15 protein-coding genes are annotated in these 14,755 nt (G+C 36.7%); 6 read left to right on the forward strand and 9 right to left on the reverse strand.

The window, feature by feature from the left end:
* Window positions 1-20 precede the first annotated feature (20 nt).
* Both P9B04_RS02825 and P9B04_RS02830 read left to right on the forward strand, forming a co-directional pair.
* Window positions 21-1,079 (forward strand): oligosaccharide flippase family protein, encoded by a 1,059-nt coding sequence (locus P9B04_RS02825; RefSeq protein ID WP_342053496.1) that lies wholly within the window; start codon window positions 21-23, stop codon window positions 1,077-1,079.
* A gap of 40 nt (window positions 1,080-1,119) precedes the next feature.
* Window positions 1,120-2,004, forward strand: coding sequence for a glycosyltransferase family 2 protein (locus P9B04_RS02830; protein ID WP_342053483.1), 885 nt, complete (start codon window positions 1,120-1,122; stop codon window positions 2,002-2,004).
* 60 nt (window positions 2,005-2,064) lie between these two features.
* Here the strand turns inward: P9B04_RS02830 and P9B04_RS02835 are convergent, their stop codons facing one another.
* The 7 genes from P9B04_RS02835 to P9B04_RS02865 all read right to left on the reverse strand — a co-directional run bounded on the left by P9B04_RS02835 (window position 2,065) and on the right by P9B04_RS02865 (window position 8,602).
* On the reverse strand, window positions 2,065-3,162 hold the full coding sequence (locus tag P9B04_RS02835; protein ID WP_342053484.1) for an ABC transporter substrate-binding protein: 1,098 nt from the start codon (window positions 3,160-3,162) through the stop codon (window positions 2,065-2,067).
* A 141-nt stretch (window positions 3,163-3,303) separates the two neighbouring features.
* A complete protein-coding gene (locus P9B04_RS02840) occupies window positions 3,304-4,047 on the reverse strand; it encodes a CHAT domain-containing protein (RefSeq protein ID WP_342053485.1) in 744 nt (247 codons plus the stop codon).
* 23 nt (window positions 4,048-4,070) lie between these two features.
* Window positions 4,071-4,562 (reverse strand): hypothetical protein, encoded by a 492-nt coding sequence (locus P9B04_RS02845; protein WP_342053486.1) that lies wholly within the window; start codon window positions 4,560-4,562, stop codon window positions 4,071-4,073.
* A 14-nt stretch (window positions 4,563-4,576) separates the two neighbouring features.
* The gene (locus tag P9B04_RS02850; RefSeq protein WP_342053487.1) at window positions 4,577-5,677 is read right to left on the reverse strand and encodes a DUF1822 family protein; all 1,101 of its coding nucleotides are present in this window, start codon (window positions 5,675-5,677) and stop codon (window positions 4,577-4,579) included.
* Between the two features lie 42 nt (window positions 5,678-5,719).
* Window positions 5,720-6,364, reverse strand: a complete 645-nt coding sequence (locus P9B04_RS02855; protein ID WP_342053488.1) for a hypothetical protein — start codon at window positions 6,362-6,364, stop codon at window positions 5,720-5,722.
* A 68-nt stretch (window positions 6,365-6,432) separates the two neighbouring features.
* Window positions 6,433-7,797 carry an ABC transporter substrate-binding protein gene (locus tag P9B04_RS02860; protein ID WP_342053489.1) on the reverse strand — a complete coding sequence of 455 codons (1,365 nt, stop codon included), beginning with the start codon at window positions 7,795-7,797 and terminating at the stop codon, window positions 6,433-6,435.
* 70 nt (window positions 7,798-7,867) lie between these two features.
* Window positions 7,868-8,602, reverse strand: coding sequence for a PspA/IM30 family protein (locus tag P9B04_RS02865; protein ID WP_342053490.1), 735 nt, complete (start codon window positions 8,600-8,602; stop codon window positions 7,868-7,870).
* Between the two features lie 221 nt (window positions 8,603-8,823).
* Between P9B04_RS02865 and P9B04_RS02870 the strand changes: the two genes are divergently transcribed.
* Both P9B04_RS02870 and P9B04_RS02875 read left to right on the forward strand, forming a co-directional pair.
* On the forward strand, window positions 8,824-9,072 hold the full coding sequence (locus P9B04_RS02870) for a type II toxin-antitoxin system RelN family antitoxin (RefSeq protein WP_342053491.1): 249 nt from the start codon (window positions 8,824-8,826) through the stop codon (window positions 9,070-9,072).
* Window positions 9,062-9,418: a type II toxin-antitoxin system RelE/ParE family toxin gene (locus tag P9B04_RS02875; protein WP_342053492.1), complete on the forward strand. Its 357-nt coding sequence runs from the start codon at window positions 9,062-9,064 to the stop codon at window positions 9,416-9,418. The genes P9B04_RS02870 and P9B04_RS02875 overlap by 11 nt, the downstream gene beginning before the upstream one ends.
* Window positions 9,419-9,424: 6 nt before the next feature.
* Here P9B04_RS02875 and mnmA read toward each other — a convergent pair whose 3' ends face one another.
* On the reverse strand, window positions 9,425-10,474 hold the full coding sequence (mnmA, locus tag P9B04_RS02880; RefSeq protein WP_342053493.1) for a tRNA 2-thiouridine(34) synthase MnmA: 1,050 nt from the start codon (window positions 10,472-10,474) through the stop codon (window positions 9,425-9,427).
* A 146-nt stretch (window positions 10,475-10,620) separates the two neighbouring features.
* Between mnmA and P9B04_RS02885 the strand changes: the two genes are divergently transcribed.
* Entirely contained in the window at window positions 10,621-11,208 is a 588-nt protein-coding gene (locus P9B04_RS02885; RefSeq protein ID WP_342053494.1) for a hypothetical protein, read from the forward strand.
* Between the two features lie 45 nt (window positions 11,209-11,253).
* Here the strand turns inward: P9B04_RS02885 and P9B04_RS02890 are convergent, their stop codons facing one another.
* On the reverse strand, window positions 11,254-12,861 hold the full coding sequence (locus tag P9B04_RS02890; RefSeq protein WP_342053495.1) for a SpoIID/LytB domain-containing protein: 1,608 nt from the start codon (window positions 12,859-12,861) through the stop codon (window positions 11,254-11,256).
* Window positions 12,862-13,226: 365 nt separating this feature from the next.
* Between P9B04_RS02890 and miaB the strand changes: the two genes are divergently transcribed.
* Entirely contained in the window at window positions 13,227-14,591 is a 1,365-nt protein-coding gene (gene miaB / locus P9B04_RS02895; protein WP_342053497.1) for a tRNA (N6-isopentenyl adenosine(37)-C2)-methylthiotransferase MiaB, read from the forward strand.
* Window positions 14,592-14,755 lie beyond the last annotated feature (164 nt).

Genomic DNA, 14,755 nt, shown 5'->3' on the forward strand with positions numbered 1-14,755 from the left:
GGTTTTAGCCATCGCTTCTCATATCAACTTTTCTTGGTGCAAGATGTGAGTTTAAAGTCATCGCCCTCCGTTCCTTGTTTGCAGTTCTCATCAGTGGGGTAGTAGGAATAGGAATGGCCCTACAGGGATTTGGAGTTTGGAGTTTAGTTGGTCAACAAATGATGTATGAGTTGGTCGCAGTTGTGGTTTTATGGCGTTTGAGCGACTGGCGACCTAGTTGGCGAATATCTATGGGTCATTTTAGAGATTTATGGCATTTTGGTATTACGACCCTAGGATTTAACTTTTTAAGCTTCTTTAGCACTCGTGCTGATGATTTTTTAATTGGTTATTTTTTAGGTGTGGAGGCACTGGGATTATATAGTCTTGCTTATCGAATTTTGACAATTATGACACAATTATTGGTTAGTACCAGTAACCAAGTAGCTTTACCAACTTTTTCCCGTTTACAAGAGAATCTAGAGCAGTTTCGACGTGCTTTTTATCGTGCGACTCAGTTAACTAGCGTAGTGGCTTTTCCTACTTTTTTAGGTATGGTAGTTTTGGCACCACAAGTTATCTTGACCGTGTTTGGTGAACAGTGGCTTGCTTCTGTTCTTGTGCTACAGATATTGGCATTCGACGGTTTAAGACGCTCAGTTTCTTTTTTTAAAAGTTCAGTGTTTTTGGCTATGGATAAACCCCATTGGCGATTAAATCTTAGCTTAGTTAATGCTACTTTAAATGTTATTGCTTTTGCGATTGCTGTGCGTTGGGGTATTGTTGCAGTTGCCTTAGCCTATGTCATTCGAGGTTATATAATGTTCCCCATTGGGCAATGGATGGTTAGTATCTTGATTCATGCTCCTTTAAAAATCTATTTAAAACAATTTTTAGCTCCTTTAATTAGTACAATACTTATGACTACTGCAATTATAGGAGTTAAAATTTTATTCATAGAAATCTTAACTCCCCTAGCTTTAATTGTTATTTGTACAGTTTCTGGAATAGTTATTTATGGGTTAGCCATTCGTTTATTAGCTTCCGAAATCTGGAAAGATTTACTACGATTATTTAGTCTTGCTCAATCTAAGTCTTAAAATTTATAAATTTAACCTTTTTGTATTAAATCAATTTATCATGAGCCAATCTTCTTTAACTTTTTCTATTGTTATTCCTACCTATAATCGTCCAGAACGTCTAAAAACCTGTTTAGATTCCCTTAGAGATCTTAACTATCCACAAGACCGCTTTGAAGTCATTATCGTAGATGACGGTAGCAAAAACCCCCTTGATACCATTGTTAATAGTTACAGCGATCGCCTTAATCTTACCCTGATTCGCCAAGCCAATGCCGGTCCAGCCGCCGCCCGTAATAGGGGGGCAGAAGCCGCCAAAGCAGAGTATTTAGCCTTTACCGATGACGACTGTACCCTAGCTCCAAACTGGCTATCAGCCCTAGAAAATGGCTTCTCTGAGGCTCCAAACGCCCTTGTAGGGGGAAAAACAATCAACTCCCTCTTAGACAATCCTTATTCAACCGCCAGTCAACTACTCATAGACTATATCTACGACTATTACAATAACGATTCCCATCAAGCAACCTTTTTTGCCTCTAATAATTTTGCCCTATCCAGAGATTTATTCCAGAAAGTAGGACAGTTTGATGTTACCTTTCCTTTGGCTGCGGGAGAAGATAGGGAATTCTGCGATCGCTGGTTATTTAGTGGTTATTCTTTACACTATGTCCCAAACGCTATCATTTATCATTCCCATCATCTCAGCTTGGCTAAATTCTGGCGACAACACTTTAATTATGGTTGTGGTGCGTACTATTTTCATCAACTTCGTTCCCAACGCAATCAAACATCCCTCAAAGTTGAACCCATAAATTTTTATTGGAAACTGTTAACCTATCCCCTTACCACTAAGCATCAAGCATCATCGAAAATCTTTTTGTGTACTTTATTATTCCTCTCACAAGTAGCCAATGCTTATGGTTTTTTTGCCTCTAAAGTCAACTAAAGTGCAACACGAGGTTCTAATTGTGTTTAGATCTTGAACAATTTGAACAAGAAAATTAAACTATTTGTTAGTTTTTTTCTGATCTACAATTTGAAAATCATAACCGGTGGGGTGATTTTTAGAAGGTTTAACTTGAACCAAAAAGGGTTCCCCTTGGCGATCGCCGTTTTCAAAAAATCTCACTACCCCATTGATAGTTTCACTGTTAAATTGAGGATTTTCTAGGATATCTTGTAAACTTTCACGGGTTTGACTCTGTTTTAACCCATTAATCACAGCATAGGTGCCATCATAGGTGGTTGCTGTGCGCCAAGAGACATCTCCCCCCCAAAATTTTCGGGTAGAGGCAGCAAAGGGCTTATTTAAGGGATTTTTCGGACTCCAGGGGGCAACAAGAATCATTCCCTCCATTGATTTTCCTGCTTCGAGGGTTGTGATGGTATACAGAGAAAAAGATCCCAAAAGTTGTAATCTTCCTTGACTTGCTTTGCCTACTTCATAGGCTTTTTCCAATTGCTGAATGTGGGGAAGGATCAGCATAGTATCAGCTTTATATTTGACGGCTTCAGTTATCTCTTGATTGGCATTAAAAGCAGGTAAATGCAAATCACAAATACTATTGGTCAATTGACTTTTTTCTGCCCCCAAAGCTGCTGTAAATTGATCTTTAACAGATTTACTGGCGAAGGCTTGAGAATCGTAACAAATAGCTATTTTTTTGTTATTTACTCTGGCATAGTTAGCTAAAATTTTAGCCATAGATTCAATCTGAGGCAAAGTACGAAAGATATAGTCACCCACATCGGTAATACCATCAGCTGAACTAGTTGGATTAATCATCACTAAGCCTTCTGTTTGGTAAATTCTAGCTGCTTTTAAGGAAACTTCTGATGAGTTGTGGCCAATCACTGCCATAATTTCTGGGTTTTTTACTAATTGTTTAGCTACTTCTTCGGCAACTTTTGGGTTATTATCATCGTTAACAATAGTAATTTGTAATAAGCTTCCATTAATGCCACCTTTTTGATTAATTTCTTCTTGCGCTTGTGCTACTCCTCTTAACATTTCTTGGGCAATATTAGGATTATTAACGGGGATAACTATCCCAATTTCAATCTTTTGCTTAAGTTCTGCTTGAGCGTTATTTTTATAGATCACAATTTCAGGGTTATTTTTATTTTTCTTTAGTGCTTCTTGAAACTGACTGGCAGCTAATTGCCATCTTTTTTGTCCATAGGATTGATTAGCTTTTTTAATTAGTTCCTGATTTTTATTAGCTTCAAATAAACTAATTTCTCCCTAACTGAAACGAGGATTAGGACTAGATCTGATTTTGAAAAATTGGTAGATTGATAAGGATATTAATAGTGTAAATATAGCCAGAATAATAACTTTTTTCTTATGATTAATTGGTTCCCAAATAATTAGGGGACTGGTAGGATTTTGGTAAAGGGTTGGTAGCCAACTAATTCCTGGTATATTTTCCTTATTTTGTTCATATTTATCTTCTAAAATATTTCTGCTATGACGAAGAGATAATTCTAAAGATTCTCCTTGAGAAAACTGTAAAAGAAATGCTTCTAAAAAATCATGAGCTACCTTATCGGGAATAGGTTCTCGCATAAATATAGTTTTAGGAATGCCATAATTAGCACAATTTCGGGCTAAAAATAATCCATCACAAGAATTAAAGATACATATTTTTAGTCCTTTGTTTGCTGCTTTCTTTAGAGCAGTTTTAAGCTCTATTAGAGACATTCCTTCATCTTTATTCAATAAAATTATACCATTTTCTTGATTATTTTGATCATAAAAAGAGTAACTATGACCAGCAAAAAATAAAATATCCCAAGATTGTGTTGATAATAGTTTAATTAACTTTTTTTTGGTAACTTTTTCTGTATCTGATTCCTGTAACCAAGTTATTTTAGCTCCTTTTTTAGTCAAGTCTCCAATGATTTCTTGATCTCTATCTAAATTTAGATCTTGCTTGTTTCCAAAGATAACTAAAATGTTAGGTTTTTTTATTACTGTAATTGTCATTTTTCACCCTTTATCAGACTACATTAATGATAAAAATCACCTGAACTAAAGCTAACTTCTATCAGAGGACGACGTTTAAACAAATTCCAAATTTGCCAGGGTAGTCGTTGTAAATCAGCATTATTTGTACTAATAATTAATTGTGCGGATTCATGTTTATTAATTTCATCTATAATATGAGCCTGTATCTCCCTAATTTCTGGAGAATCCAACCATTGTTCCATAACTTTCTGTAAGTTTTTTTGACTATTTTGATAATCATCCTCAGAAACTACCTCAGTTAATTCATCTGATAGTTGGATACGGTGGTTTCTAATACCAGCAGAACGAATTTTAGGACTCAAATAATAATCGTTTTGCCACTGCTGATAAGCAGGAATTATTTCGGTATTTTCCGGTAATTTTCCCTGATAATTAAACCGAATAGGTTGTCCTTTTTTACTAATTTGTACTATTACAGCAAATCCTTGCTCAAAAGTGCCTCCTATAATTTGCAGAATAATCTGTTTGTCCATACCCAACTCCGTATTCAGACCATAAAGTGTTCACTAAAAACTTTATCTCCTAATGTTAGTTTAACTGTAAATTCCTCACCCAACACTGCATTAAATTTTAACTTAATATTCATATCTAGAGGTTGAGAATGGGTAACAATTTCTTTTAACAGTTGATCACTGCCTTCAAAAAGACTTAGGGTTAAATGGGGACGTAATTTATTATCCGCAGTCAGGGAGTTAACTTGTAAAGCAATCGCTATTGTTTGGCTTTGTTTCTCAACAACATGGATCATCAAGATAAGGGGACTTTCTAAATAGTTTGTAAGTTGCTTAATTCTGATAATTCCAATGTCTGGATGAGAAGGTTCTAATAGTCTTAAGAGTGCGACTGCATCCCAAAACATTTTTTCATTGTCTGTAGTCTTAATAATCTTAACAAGTCCATTTATGGGTTGATCTAAGTTAATATTATTGTCTAGTTTCTTTAATTGTTTCTGAAGTCCATTGATCGGCAAAGAACGAAATACAGGAAACAATTGAAAGGTGATTTGAGGTTGAAGTTGAGCTAGTTTTATCGTTTCTTCTAATGATAACCATGAATCACTAAATTGATGCTCAAACCAGTCTCTTAATTTAACTGATTTGATATAAAGAAATTCCAGAAACTGGGGGAGAGATTGTAGTTGATGGATAGGGATAATTTCTTGAGCGATGGTAGGCAAAAATCCTAAAATTAAACCTTCTCGATAATAATCATCAAATTGAACAAAAATATAGCCAATACGATCCTGAGAAACATCAACAGGAATATGAATATTATTATCTTCTTTCATTAAAGGACGACATTCTAAATGTCCTTGTTTTCCGAGGTGAGAATCAGTAAGTTTCAGATCGGCAATATCACCAGTTAGATGATAAAAATCTTGAGACACATAACTCTTATTGAAATCTGATTTAATGCCAAGAATTTCTAAATAATGTTTAACTACTAAAACAGAAAGTACATTGACATAAACCTGTTGTTGTTTGCTTTTACTTGTTTGAGGTTTGGCAAATTTTAAGGCGATATTATGATCGCTTTGTGTTAAGGGAATGGTAACAGATTGTAAGGAATTATTGGTAAAGTCAGTCATTGTTTTATTGTCTCTGTAAATACAGTAATCTGGGGTGTGTATCTATAATTCATATCCTTGAGATTTTAACCAATCTTTTAGAGATTTTAGACATTTTTTCTGATAGTGACTATTCAAGGTTTTGGGATTACTTTCTAACTCTTCTGCCAAGATTTTCCAAGCCTTAGTTTCTCCTATAGGAAGACGATGTTTAAGTAAATAATAGCAGTTTCCTTGAGGACAATTTTGAGGGTGATTAGACTCTAGTTGAATTTTATTATCATCTAAAAATGCCTCAATTTCTTGCAAAATATCAGATGTTTTAGGAGGTGCAGGAATTAATTCAATAGGATTAATCCATTTGCCTGTAAGGGCATCAAAAAAAGGATTAGCAGTACTATTTTTTTGCTTTAATCTTATTATTTCTGCATCCATTATCCTGAATGACAAGGTTTTGTTAAACCAGGAATAAATACTTCCTTTATCTGGATTATAATCTGACAAATTACAGCGTAACCATTCCCAAGTTTTTAGGAGAGCATTATGATAAGAATCAACATCTAAGTCATAGCGACGTTTTGAAATTTTTCCTGATTGTTGCATTTTCAACATAATCTGGTGAAACAGTAGTTTATAGGTTGGACTATTAGTATTTTTTCCTCTAGCTTCTTGAAGAAGTTGGTTTAATTGTTCATCGACTTCGCACATAAGCAGTTTTCACAGTTAATCATCATAACTAAAGTAACTTAAGCACCACTAAAAATTAGTTACACTCATTATTTGAGGGGCATAAAATTATAGCCTGTCTCATGTTTTTGGGAGGGTTTAACTTCTAGAATAATACCCTTACCAGAGCGATCACCGTTAGGCAAAAATTTCACTTCTCCATTAATAGTTTTTGCTCTAAACTGAGATCTTTCTAAAGCTTTTTGGAGTGTCTCACGGGTTTCACCTTGCCTTAACCCTTCAATGAGGGTATTGGTGGCATCATAAGCACTTGCTGTGCGCCAATTAACATCCCCTCCCCAAACTTGTCGTGCAGAGGTAGCAAAGGTTTGAGTTGCTGGATTTTTTGCGCTCCAGGGAACAACAATAGATAACCCTTTCATTGATTCTCCTGCTTGCAATGTTTTCATAGTATTTAAGGTAATGTCCCCTAAAAGCTTTAATTTTCCTTGATTAGATTCTGCCAAAATATGGGCTTGTTCGAGTCGATCAATATGGGGTATAACTAGCATGGTATCAGCCCCATTATTGACAGCTTCACTTATTTCTTGATCCCCGTCAAAATTAGGTGCCGATAAGTCACAAACACTAGTAGATAATCGTCCCTTATTTTGCATAAAAACAGTAGAAAAGGTTTCTTTAAAAGACCTTGAAGCTAAAGAATTAGAGTCGTAGCAAATAGCTGATTTTTTACCATTTTTAAGTGCATAGTTAGCTAAAGTTTCAGCCATCAAATTCGTATTAGGTAGGGTTCTAAAGATATAATTTCCTACATCTGGGATACCTTCAGCGGAACTTGTTGGTGTAATCATGACTAACCCAGACTCTTGATAAATAGGAGCAACTGCCTGAGAAACGGTAGAAGCGTTATGACCAATTACTGCCATAATATCTGAGTTGTCAACTAATTTATGAGCGACTTCTTGAGCAATTTCGGGATCGTTATTATCATTGACAATAGTAATGTGTAAAAATTGCCCATTAATTCCCCCTTTGTTGTTTATCTCATTTTGTGCTTGTGCCACTCCTCGTAAGATTTCTTGGGCAATATTTGAGTTACTGCCAATGGGAACAACCACAGCTAATTGTAGAAATCTTTGATTATCTTTGGCTCGACTATTATTTAAGTAAATCAAGGACTCTGGATCATTTCTTTGCTGATGAAGGGATGATTGAAAATGTTGTTGTGCCGATTTAAAATCTTTCTTACTGTAGGCTTCTATTCCCTGTCTTTTGTACTCATTACTAGTTCCCAAAATATGTAAATTATTCCCTTCACTAAATCTGGGATCTGTTTCTTTCGGCATAATCAATGGTATTAGTTTGGGAATACCAAAAACCAAACCAATAGCTAATACAATCCAAACAATAGGAGGGATTTTAAACCGAGAATTAGTCCTTGTATTTGTGGCCATAATGCAGTTACTCCATGTATGTGTTTTCTGTTGTTGTTTCTCAGATAAAATTGTTACAATTAAATGCCATCTATTCTAACTCTTTTAAACGTTTAGAAATTTCATCTTCTAAGGTCAATTCATTCAATTGATCATCTAGTTTATCTGTAGCACTTTCTGATAATTCAACAACCGACATTTCTTCTAGATAACGACCTTCAATAGCATTCTGAGCTTCCACAAATTGACTACTAGCTGAGCCTAAATCCAACGTATTAGTGGTAGCAGAAATTTTCTTCATTGCTTCATTCATTTCTGTAAGAGTCGATAAATTAGCCATCTCTAACTTATAGGTTTCCAATTTTTCTTTTTCTCGCCTAAGATTATCTTGGGCAGTCATCATGATTTTTTCTGATTTATTCACCATTTCCAATAATTGAGGAATGATTTTTTCAATCATAATCACCTTGGTAATGGCAATTTTTGCTGCTTCTTCATTCCCTTTTTCTTGAGCAATTTTCGCTTGCTTTTGTGCATGGGAAATTTCTTCGCATTTCTCAAGATATTTCCCTTTAGCTTTTTCATGGGCAGCAACCACTTTAGCTACTCCAGCCGCAAGCTGTTGAATTTTTTCGTGCATATCTTGTAAAGATTGTTGAGCTACCTTTTCAGCAACTTTACCGCCCTGCTCCACCGGTAAACCCCAAGCCCAACGCCATACAGCTATAACTGTATTGCCAGCCTTTTCACCTAAAAGTCCCTTCACAAGTTTATTTTTCATGTTGCCTCTTTGAATAACGCCTATTGAGTTATCTGCAAAAGACACCTATGAATCCGAAATTCTTAACAAAACTTTACATAGTGGCTGACTTGAGTTATTTAATAATGCGCCATGAATTGGCAACTAGCAGTGAATTAACTATTTAACAACAGCAGAATTTCAATGAACTTTTAGGCACAAGTGATTTGATAACAGGTCTTTTGATCGCCAATTATAACTTTTTGTTAAAATGTTGACGTAATAACTTTGATCCTAAAAGAAAAACGATGCACACTATTCAAACCGAAGTTAAGGTCAATAAAAATCATATTTTAAATATTGCTTTACCCGATGACATTGCAGAAGGCACTTATAAGGTAGTCATTGTAATGAGTTCTCAACCTGAAAATACACCAGAAGATCATGACACTCCTGATGAGGTAATCTTAGAAGGAATTAAGGAGGGACTCAAACAAGCTTTTAGCGATCAAACCATTCCTATCAGTCAAATATGGGAAGGAATTGATGTCGAATAAATCCCAACCTATTTCAATCTACCTAACATCTCGTTTTAAAAAAGACCTCGGTAAACTTTCTAAACTCTTTCGCTCAATTCGTGAGGATTTAGTCCCTCTAATTGACCAATTACAAGGAGGAGAAACTCTAGGTGATCTAATTGCAGGCGTTAAATACCAAGTCTTTAAAGTGCGTCTAAAAAACCGCGATATCCAAAAAGGTAAAAGTGCAGGTTATCGAGTTTTATACTATCTCAAAAAAGAAACTAACATCATTCTTGCTACAATTTACGCCAAATCCGATCAAGCGGATATCGAGAATAAAGTAATTGAGTCTATTATTGAACAATTTGAACAAGAAAATTAACTAAATTTATCGTTCAATAATACCCCCACCGAGAACAATCTCCCCATCGTAGAAAACCGCCGCTTGACCCGGTGTAATGCCAAATTGAGGCTCATTAAACTGTAATTTTACCCGATGATCTTCTAGGGGAATAATAGTAACCCGAACAGCTTTTGAACGATAACGCACCTGTACCTCTGCAGCGATAGGTGAAACCGGTTCAGCAATAGAAACCCAGTTTAAACGTTCTACCGTACAATCAGAACGGCCTCCATCAGCACGGTTGCCCACAATCACCCGATTCATCACCGCATCTAATTTAACCACATAGAGGGGTTCTGGGGCAGCAATACCCAACCCTTTGCGTTGTCCAATGGTATAGTGATGAACCCCTTGGTGAGTACCCAAAACCTTGCCATCGAGATCCACAATTTCCCCTTCTTTGGGTTTGATATACTGATCTAGAAAGGTAGCCATAGAACCATGAGCTTCAATCAGACATAAATCCTGACTTTCTGGTTTACTGGCGGTTTTTAGGTTAAATTGAGCAGCAATACGTCGGGTTTCTTCTTTGGTTTGTTCTCCCAAGGGGAAAATAGTTCCTTTTAAAATTTCTTGGGAGAGATCGTATAAAAAGTAAGATTGATCCTTATTGCGATCGATCGCCCGTAATAACTGATAGCGTTGACTTATTTCATCGTAACCAATACGAGCATAATGACCGGTTGCGATGCGATCGCAGTCTAACTCTTTTTGAGCATGAGCTAACATCGGCCCAAATTTCACTGCGCGGTTACACTGGGAACAAGGTAAAGGGGTTACCCCAGACTCGTAACCAGACACCAAATAATCAATAATATTTTCTGTAAATAAATCCCTCGTATCCACGATATGGTGGGGAATGTCTAACTGTTCGCAAATGAAGGCAGCATCTACCATTCCCTCGGAACAACATTGTCCTTTTCCTTTCATTAACCAGAGGGTCAACCCTATTACATCGTAACCTTGATGCTGTAAACTAACGGCAGCCACCGAACTATCCACACCACCAGATAAACCCACAACAACCTTCTTCATTGTTAAACGTTTCTTAAAAAATTCAAAAACCGACTCTGTACTCTCTATAGGCTAACATTTTCGGTATTACAATGTTGATTAACCCGAAGACAACGAAAATTTTTGTTGTTTAAGGTGTGAGGATGTGTTTATTCTAGGTTTATGTTATGTTTAGCACTGGCGATCGCTTAATTGTTAAGACTTTTAAAGGAATAATTAGTTTCCTTTCCTCCTTAAAAGAGAGTCCAACTGGTTTGTGTTTTTTCTTATTAACCATCGCTTCAACCCCGATGAGTTTAGCCCAAACCACCTCTAACCGTGAGTTACCCCCACCTCCTTTACCTAAAATGGTAAACTCTGAGTCTCCTGTTAATCGAGTTATTCCCACTGTTGAGACTTCAACCCCCATTAAAGAGTATACTTTTTCTGCTCCCCAAACTATACCAGCTCAAACTTTAGATGGAGATCCACCTATCTCTGAGAGTCAGACTATTAATACCCAACCTAATCAAAATGCTAGTTTTTATCGGGTTGAAGTAGCTGGTAAAAATATATCTTTATTATCCCAAGTTAAAACCGTCGAACCGATGGCTTTTATTCGTCAAAGCGAAGGGGTTATTCATGCTGGAGTATTTCAAAATTCTCAACAAGCACAAAAGCGAGTAGAAGATTTAAATAGTAAAGGACTCAGCGCAACAGTAGTTTCTGTTTATCGACAGAGACGAACATCTTTATCTGTCCAAACTAAGCCCTAATAAGTGAATAGTGAACAGTAATTAATCGCTGTTCACCCACTCTTTCTAATCTTGTTCTCTCCAAAAAACAATAGAATTATCTAGGGGAATAATTTTTGTTCCAGGGTAATAAAAAGCAAGTATTTTTTCGGGACTCCAACCTAAATTAGCCAGATTATAAGACCCAAATTGACTTAAGCCAACCCCGTGACCAAAACCGCCTCCCACAAAAGCATATCCTGTTAATACTTTTTGGCTATTGTAAATAGGATCAAGATAAAATAAAGTGCTTCTCGGAGGACCAAATGCGCTACGAACTTCGTTTTTTTGTAACTCAATAACTCCTAAATCTGTTTGCACATCCATAGTCAAAATACGTCCAGAATCAGAACGTTCTGTGACCTCCATTGAGCGAATGGTTTTGATATTGGCTAAGGGATGTTTCCTTCTTTCTAGATATTTCTTTAAATCGTTGGTTAAACTAACTAAAGTAGCTTGACGGTTCCAACGAAACACGCTGCGACCACTTTCGTTAAACCCTTGTCTTAAACGAATAAAATTACGAAAAGTCTCCTCATCAGCTAAGGATTTTTGAGAGAGATTCCAAACATTTTTAGGAGAGTCAATAACCGCTTTTAAATAGGGTCTTTCTTCCCCATTCCAAGCATCGCTAAAGCTTGCTGTCACTCCCCCAGTGGTAGAGGAATAAAGGGCATCTACTAATTCGTTATTGTAGGTTAATACTAACCCTTTGGTGGCGGCGATCGCTCGGTCTGCTTTGGGACTGGTTTCGCTCAATCCATAATAAACTTGACAGTGGGTACTGGCGCACAATTCGTATTCATCTGCCTTAAAGCGACGTAAATTACGCAAAGCATAGGTACGGGCGATAATTGTTTGCGCTTTAGCTGCATTTTGAGGTGCATTGGGTCCAATTTCGTGGGGAACAACCCCTCTCAAATAGGTTTCTAAAGGAACATCGTTGACTAGGGTATAGGTTCCGTAAGAGTTGGGTTGTAGCTTTAAATTACCACCATAACGCCGTGTTTTTTGTCGAGAATGGGCTACTTGAACGGGATTTTTTCCAGGAATAATCTCTAAATAATCGCTTTGATATTGTTTTCCCGCAATGGTAAAAGTAGCTTGGGATTTGCTGTTTAAAATTGCTGATTCTAAATAAGGATCGCTGTAGCCTTTTTCTTGAAGATTTTCTAATAATAAACGACGTAATAAAGGGGTTTCATAAACATCTCTTTTTGCCCATACTTGCCATCTACCAGGTTGAGTTACTTCTGCCTTTATACCCTTAGCTTTCCATTGGTTGGCACTATCTTCTGCAGTTTCAAATGTGGCGTGATCGCTCAAGACAATGTATTCTTTTAGTAGAGATTGGGGTAAGGATTCTTCAACTATGTTTAGAGTGAGTTGAGTCGTGGTCAAAGTTTGGCTTTGTCCTTGGTTATTTTGAAACTTAACTGTTAAACTATCCCCATTGGTTGCGCTAATGGATAGGGTTTCTGCTTGTGTCTCCCCAAACCTTTGTACTATACCTACTTCGATATCAACATCTTTGGCCGAACTCGGTACACCTAAGATTCCACCCCACAGAAACGGAAGGGAAAACAGCGTCAAGAATAAGTGTTTACCACTAATGGGTTGATTCGTCTTGGTCATTAGCATCTTAATACATGGTTTCTTCGCATTATAAACCCCATGACCCATAGGGGAGGGGTGTTAAGCTAAGATTTCTCTTTTCTTTGATTTTGTCTTCTTTTGCCCTGGGATAGTTCCCTATCGAATCACAAAAGCCTAAAATTTAAGGGTAAACAGGAAACTTATGATAATTTTTGTTTATTGAATTATTTTTGCTGAGCTAATTTTTGTAGGAAGATAATCGAAAATCCATAATTTTTCACCAATCATTAAATTTTCATAAAAATACTAACTTTTAGACTCTAATAATTGAAAATTGGATGATAAATTGAGCAAATGATTAATATTTTTACTATAATGGAAAGTTGGACGTTTAAAATACATTTATAATCATGACCTCAACCCCACCTCGTTACCATATAACCACCTTTGGCTGTCAGATGAATAAAGCTGACTCAGAACGCATGGCCGGTATTTTGGAGGACATGGGGTTTAAATGGTCTCAAGACCCCAACGGGGCTGATCTAATCGTTTATAATACCTGTACCATTAGGGATAATGCCGAACAAAAAGTTTATTCTTACTTAGGAAGACAGGCCAAACGTAAACACAAAAATCCAGATTTAACCCTGGTAGTAGCGGGGTGTGTAGCGCAACAAGAAGGAGAAAAAATCTTGAGACGGGTTCCAGAATTAGACTTAGTAATGGGACCGCAACACGCTAACCGCTTAGAAGATTTATTAACCCAAGTATTTGATGGCAATCAAGTGGTTGCCACCGAACCTATTCACATTGTAGAAGATATCACAAAACCCCGTCGAGATAGTACCGTAAACGCTTGGGTCAATATTATTTATGGTTGCAATGAAAAGTGTAGTTATTGTGTGGTTCCCAGTGTTAGAGGTGTGGAACAATCTCGTACTCCTGAAGCTATTTATGCAGAGATGGAACTATTAGGAAAACAAGGGTACAAAGAAATTACTTTACTGGGGCAAAATATTGATGCTTATGGAAGGGATTTACCAGGGGTTACTGCAAGCGGAAGACATAAACATACGTTAACAGATTTATTATATCAAGTACATGATATTCCTGGCATCGAAAGACTAAGATTTGCCACCAGTCATCCCCGTTATTTTACCGAAAGATTAATCAAAGCTTGTGACGAATTACCTAAAGTTTGCGAACATTTTCATATTCCTTTTCAATCAGGAGATAATGATGTTTTAAAGGCTATGAAACGGGGTTATACTCACCAAAAATATCGGAGAATTATCGATACAATTCGGGAATATATGCCCGATGCTTCTATCAGTGCAGATGCCATTGTGGGCTTTCCTGGGGAAACAGAAGAACAGTTTGAAAACACCTTAAAATTGGTGGATGATATCGGCTTTGATCAACTGAACACTGCTGCTTATTCCCCTCGTCCTGGAACCCCTGCAGCAGTTTGGGAGCAACAATTAAGCGAGGAAGTAAAAAGCGATCGCTTACAAAGATTAAACCATTTAGTGGCACAAAAAGCAGCACAACGTTCCCAACGTTATTTAGGGAGAATAGAAGAGGTATTAGTTGAAGATCAAAACCCGAAAGATAACAGTCAAGTTATGGGGCGAACTCAAGGCAATCGTTTAACCTTTTTCAAGGGAAATATCGACGAGTTGAAAGGACAATTAATTAAGGTGGAAATCACTGAAGTTCGTGCTTTTAGTTTAACGGGAGAAGCAATTGTTAGTATTTGTAGTGCTTAAACTAAGGTAAGTTTAGAAAAAATATCCATAATCTTTTCCATGTTAAAGGTTATATGCTCGTGGTAAGTAGATTAATAGTATTCCTAAAGTAGTGAGTAAAAAAGGTAGAAAAAAAGTATCTTCTCAAAAAGCCAGGGGTCACTCGCTGCGAAAACTTAGGCCAA

The sequence above is a fragment of the Crocosphaera sp. Alani8 genome, assembly GCF_038442745.1.
GTDB lineage: Bacteria > Cyanobacteriota > Cyanobacteriia > Cyanobacteriales > Microcystaceae > Crocosphaera.

What these genes read in the sequence shown, in the direction of transcription:
- P9B04_RS02830 (WP_342053483.1), top strand. Translation starts at nt 1,120, where the DNA reads ATGAGCCAATCTTCTTTAACTTTTTCTATTGTTATTCCTACCTATAAT.
- P9B04_RS02870 (WP_342053491.1), top strand. Translation starts at nt 8,824, where the DNA reads ATGCACACTATTCAAACCGAAGTTAAGGTCAATAAAAATCATATTTTA.
- P9B04_RS02885 (WP_342053494.1), top strand. Translation starts at nt 10,621, where the DNA reads ATGTTTAGCACTGGCGATCGCTTAATTGTTAAGACTTTTAAAGGAATA.
- P9B04_RS02850 (WP_342053487.1), bottom strand. Translation starts at nt 5,677, where the DNA reads ATGACTGACTTTACCAATAATTCCTTACAATCTGTTACCATTCCCTTA.
- P9B04_RS02845 (WP_342053486.1), bottom strand. Translation starts at nt 4,562, where the DNA reads ATGGACAAACAGATTATTCTGCAAATTATAGGAGGCACTTTTGAGCAA.
- P9B04_RS02875 (WP_342053492.1), top strand. Translation starts at nt 9,062, where the DNA reads ATGTCGAATAAATCCCAACCTATTTCAATCTACCTAACATCTCGTTTT.
- P9B04_RS02890 (WP_342053495.1), bottom strand. Translation starts at nt 12,861, where the DNA reads ATGACCAAGACGAATCAACCCATTAGTGGTAAACACTTATTCTTGACG.
- P9B04_RS02840 (WP_342053485.1), bottom strand. Translation starts at nt 4,047, where the DNA reads ATGACAATTACAGTAATAAAAAAACCTAACATTTTAGTTATCTTTGGA.
- P9B04_RS02855 (WP_342053488.1), bottom strand. Translation starts at nt 6,364, where the DNA reads ATGTGCGAAGTCGATGAACAATTAAACCAACTTCTTCAAGAAGCTAGA.
- mnmA (WP_342053493.1), bottom strand. Translation starts at nt 10,474, where the DNA reads ATGAAGAAGGTTGTTGTGGGTTTATCTGGTGGTGTGGATAGTTCGGTG.
- P9B04_RS02860 (WP_342053489.1), bottom strand. Translation starts at nt 7,797, where the DNA reads ATGGCCACAAATACAAGGACTAATTCTCGGTTTAAAATCCCTCCTATT.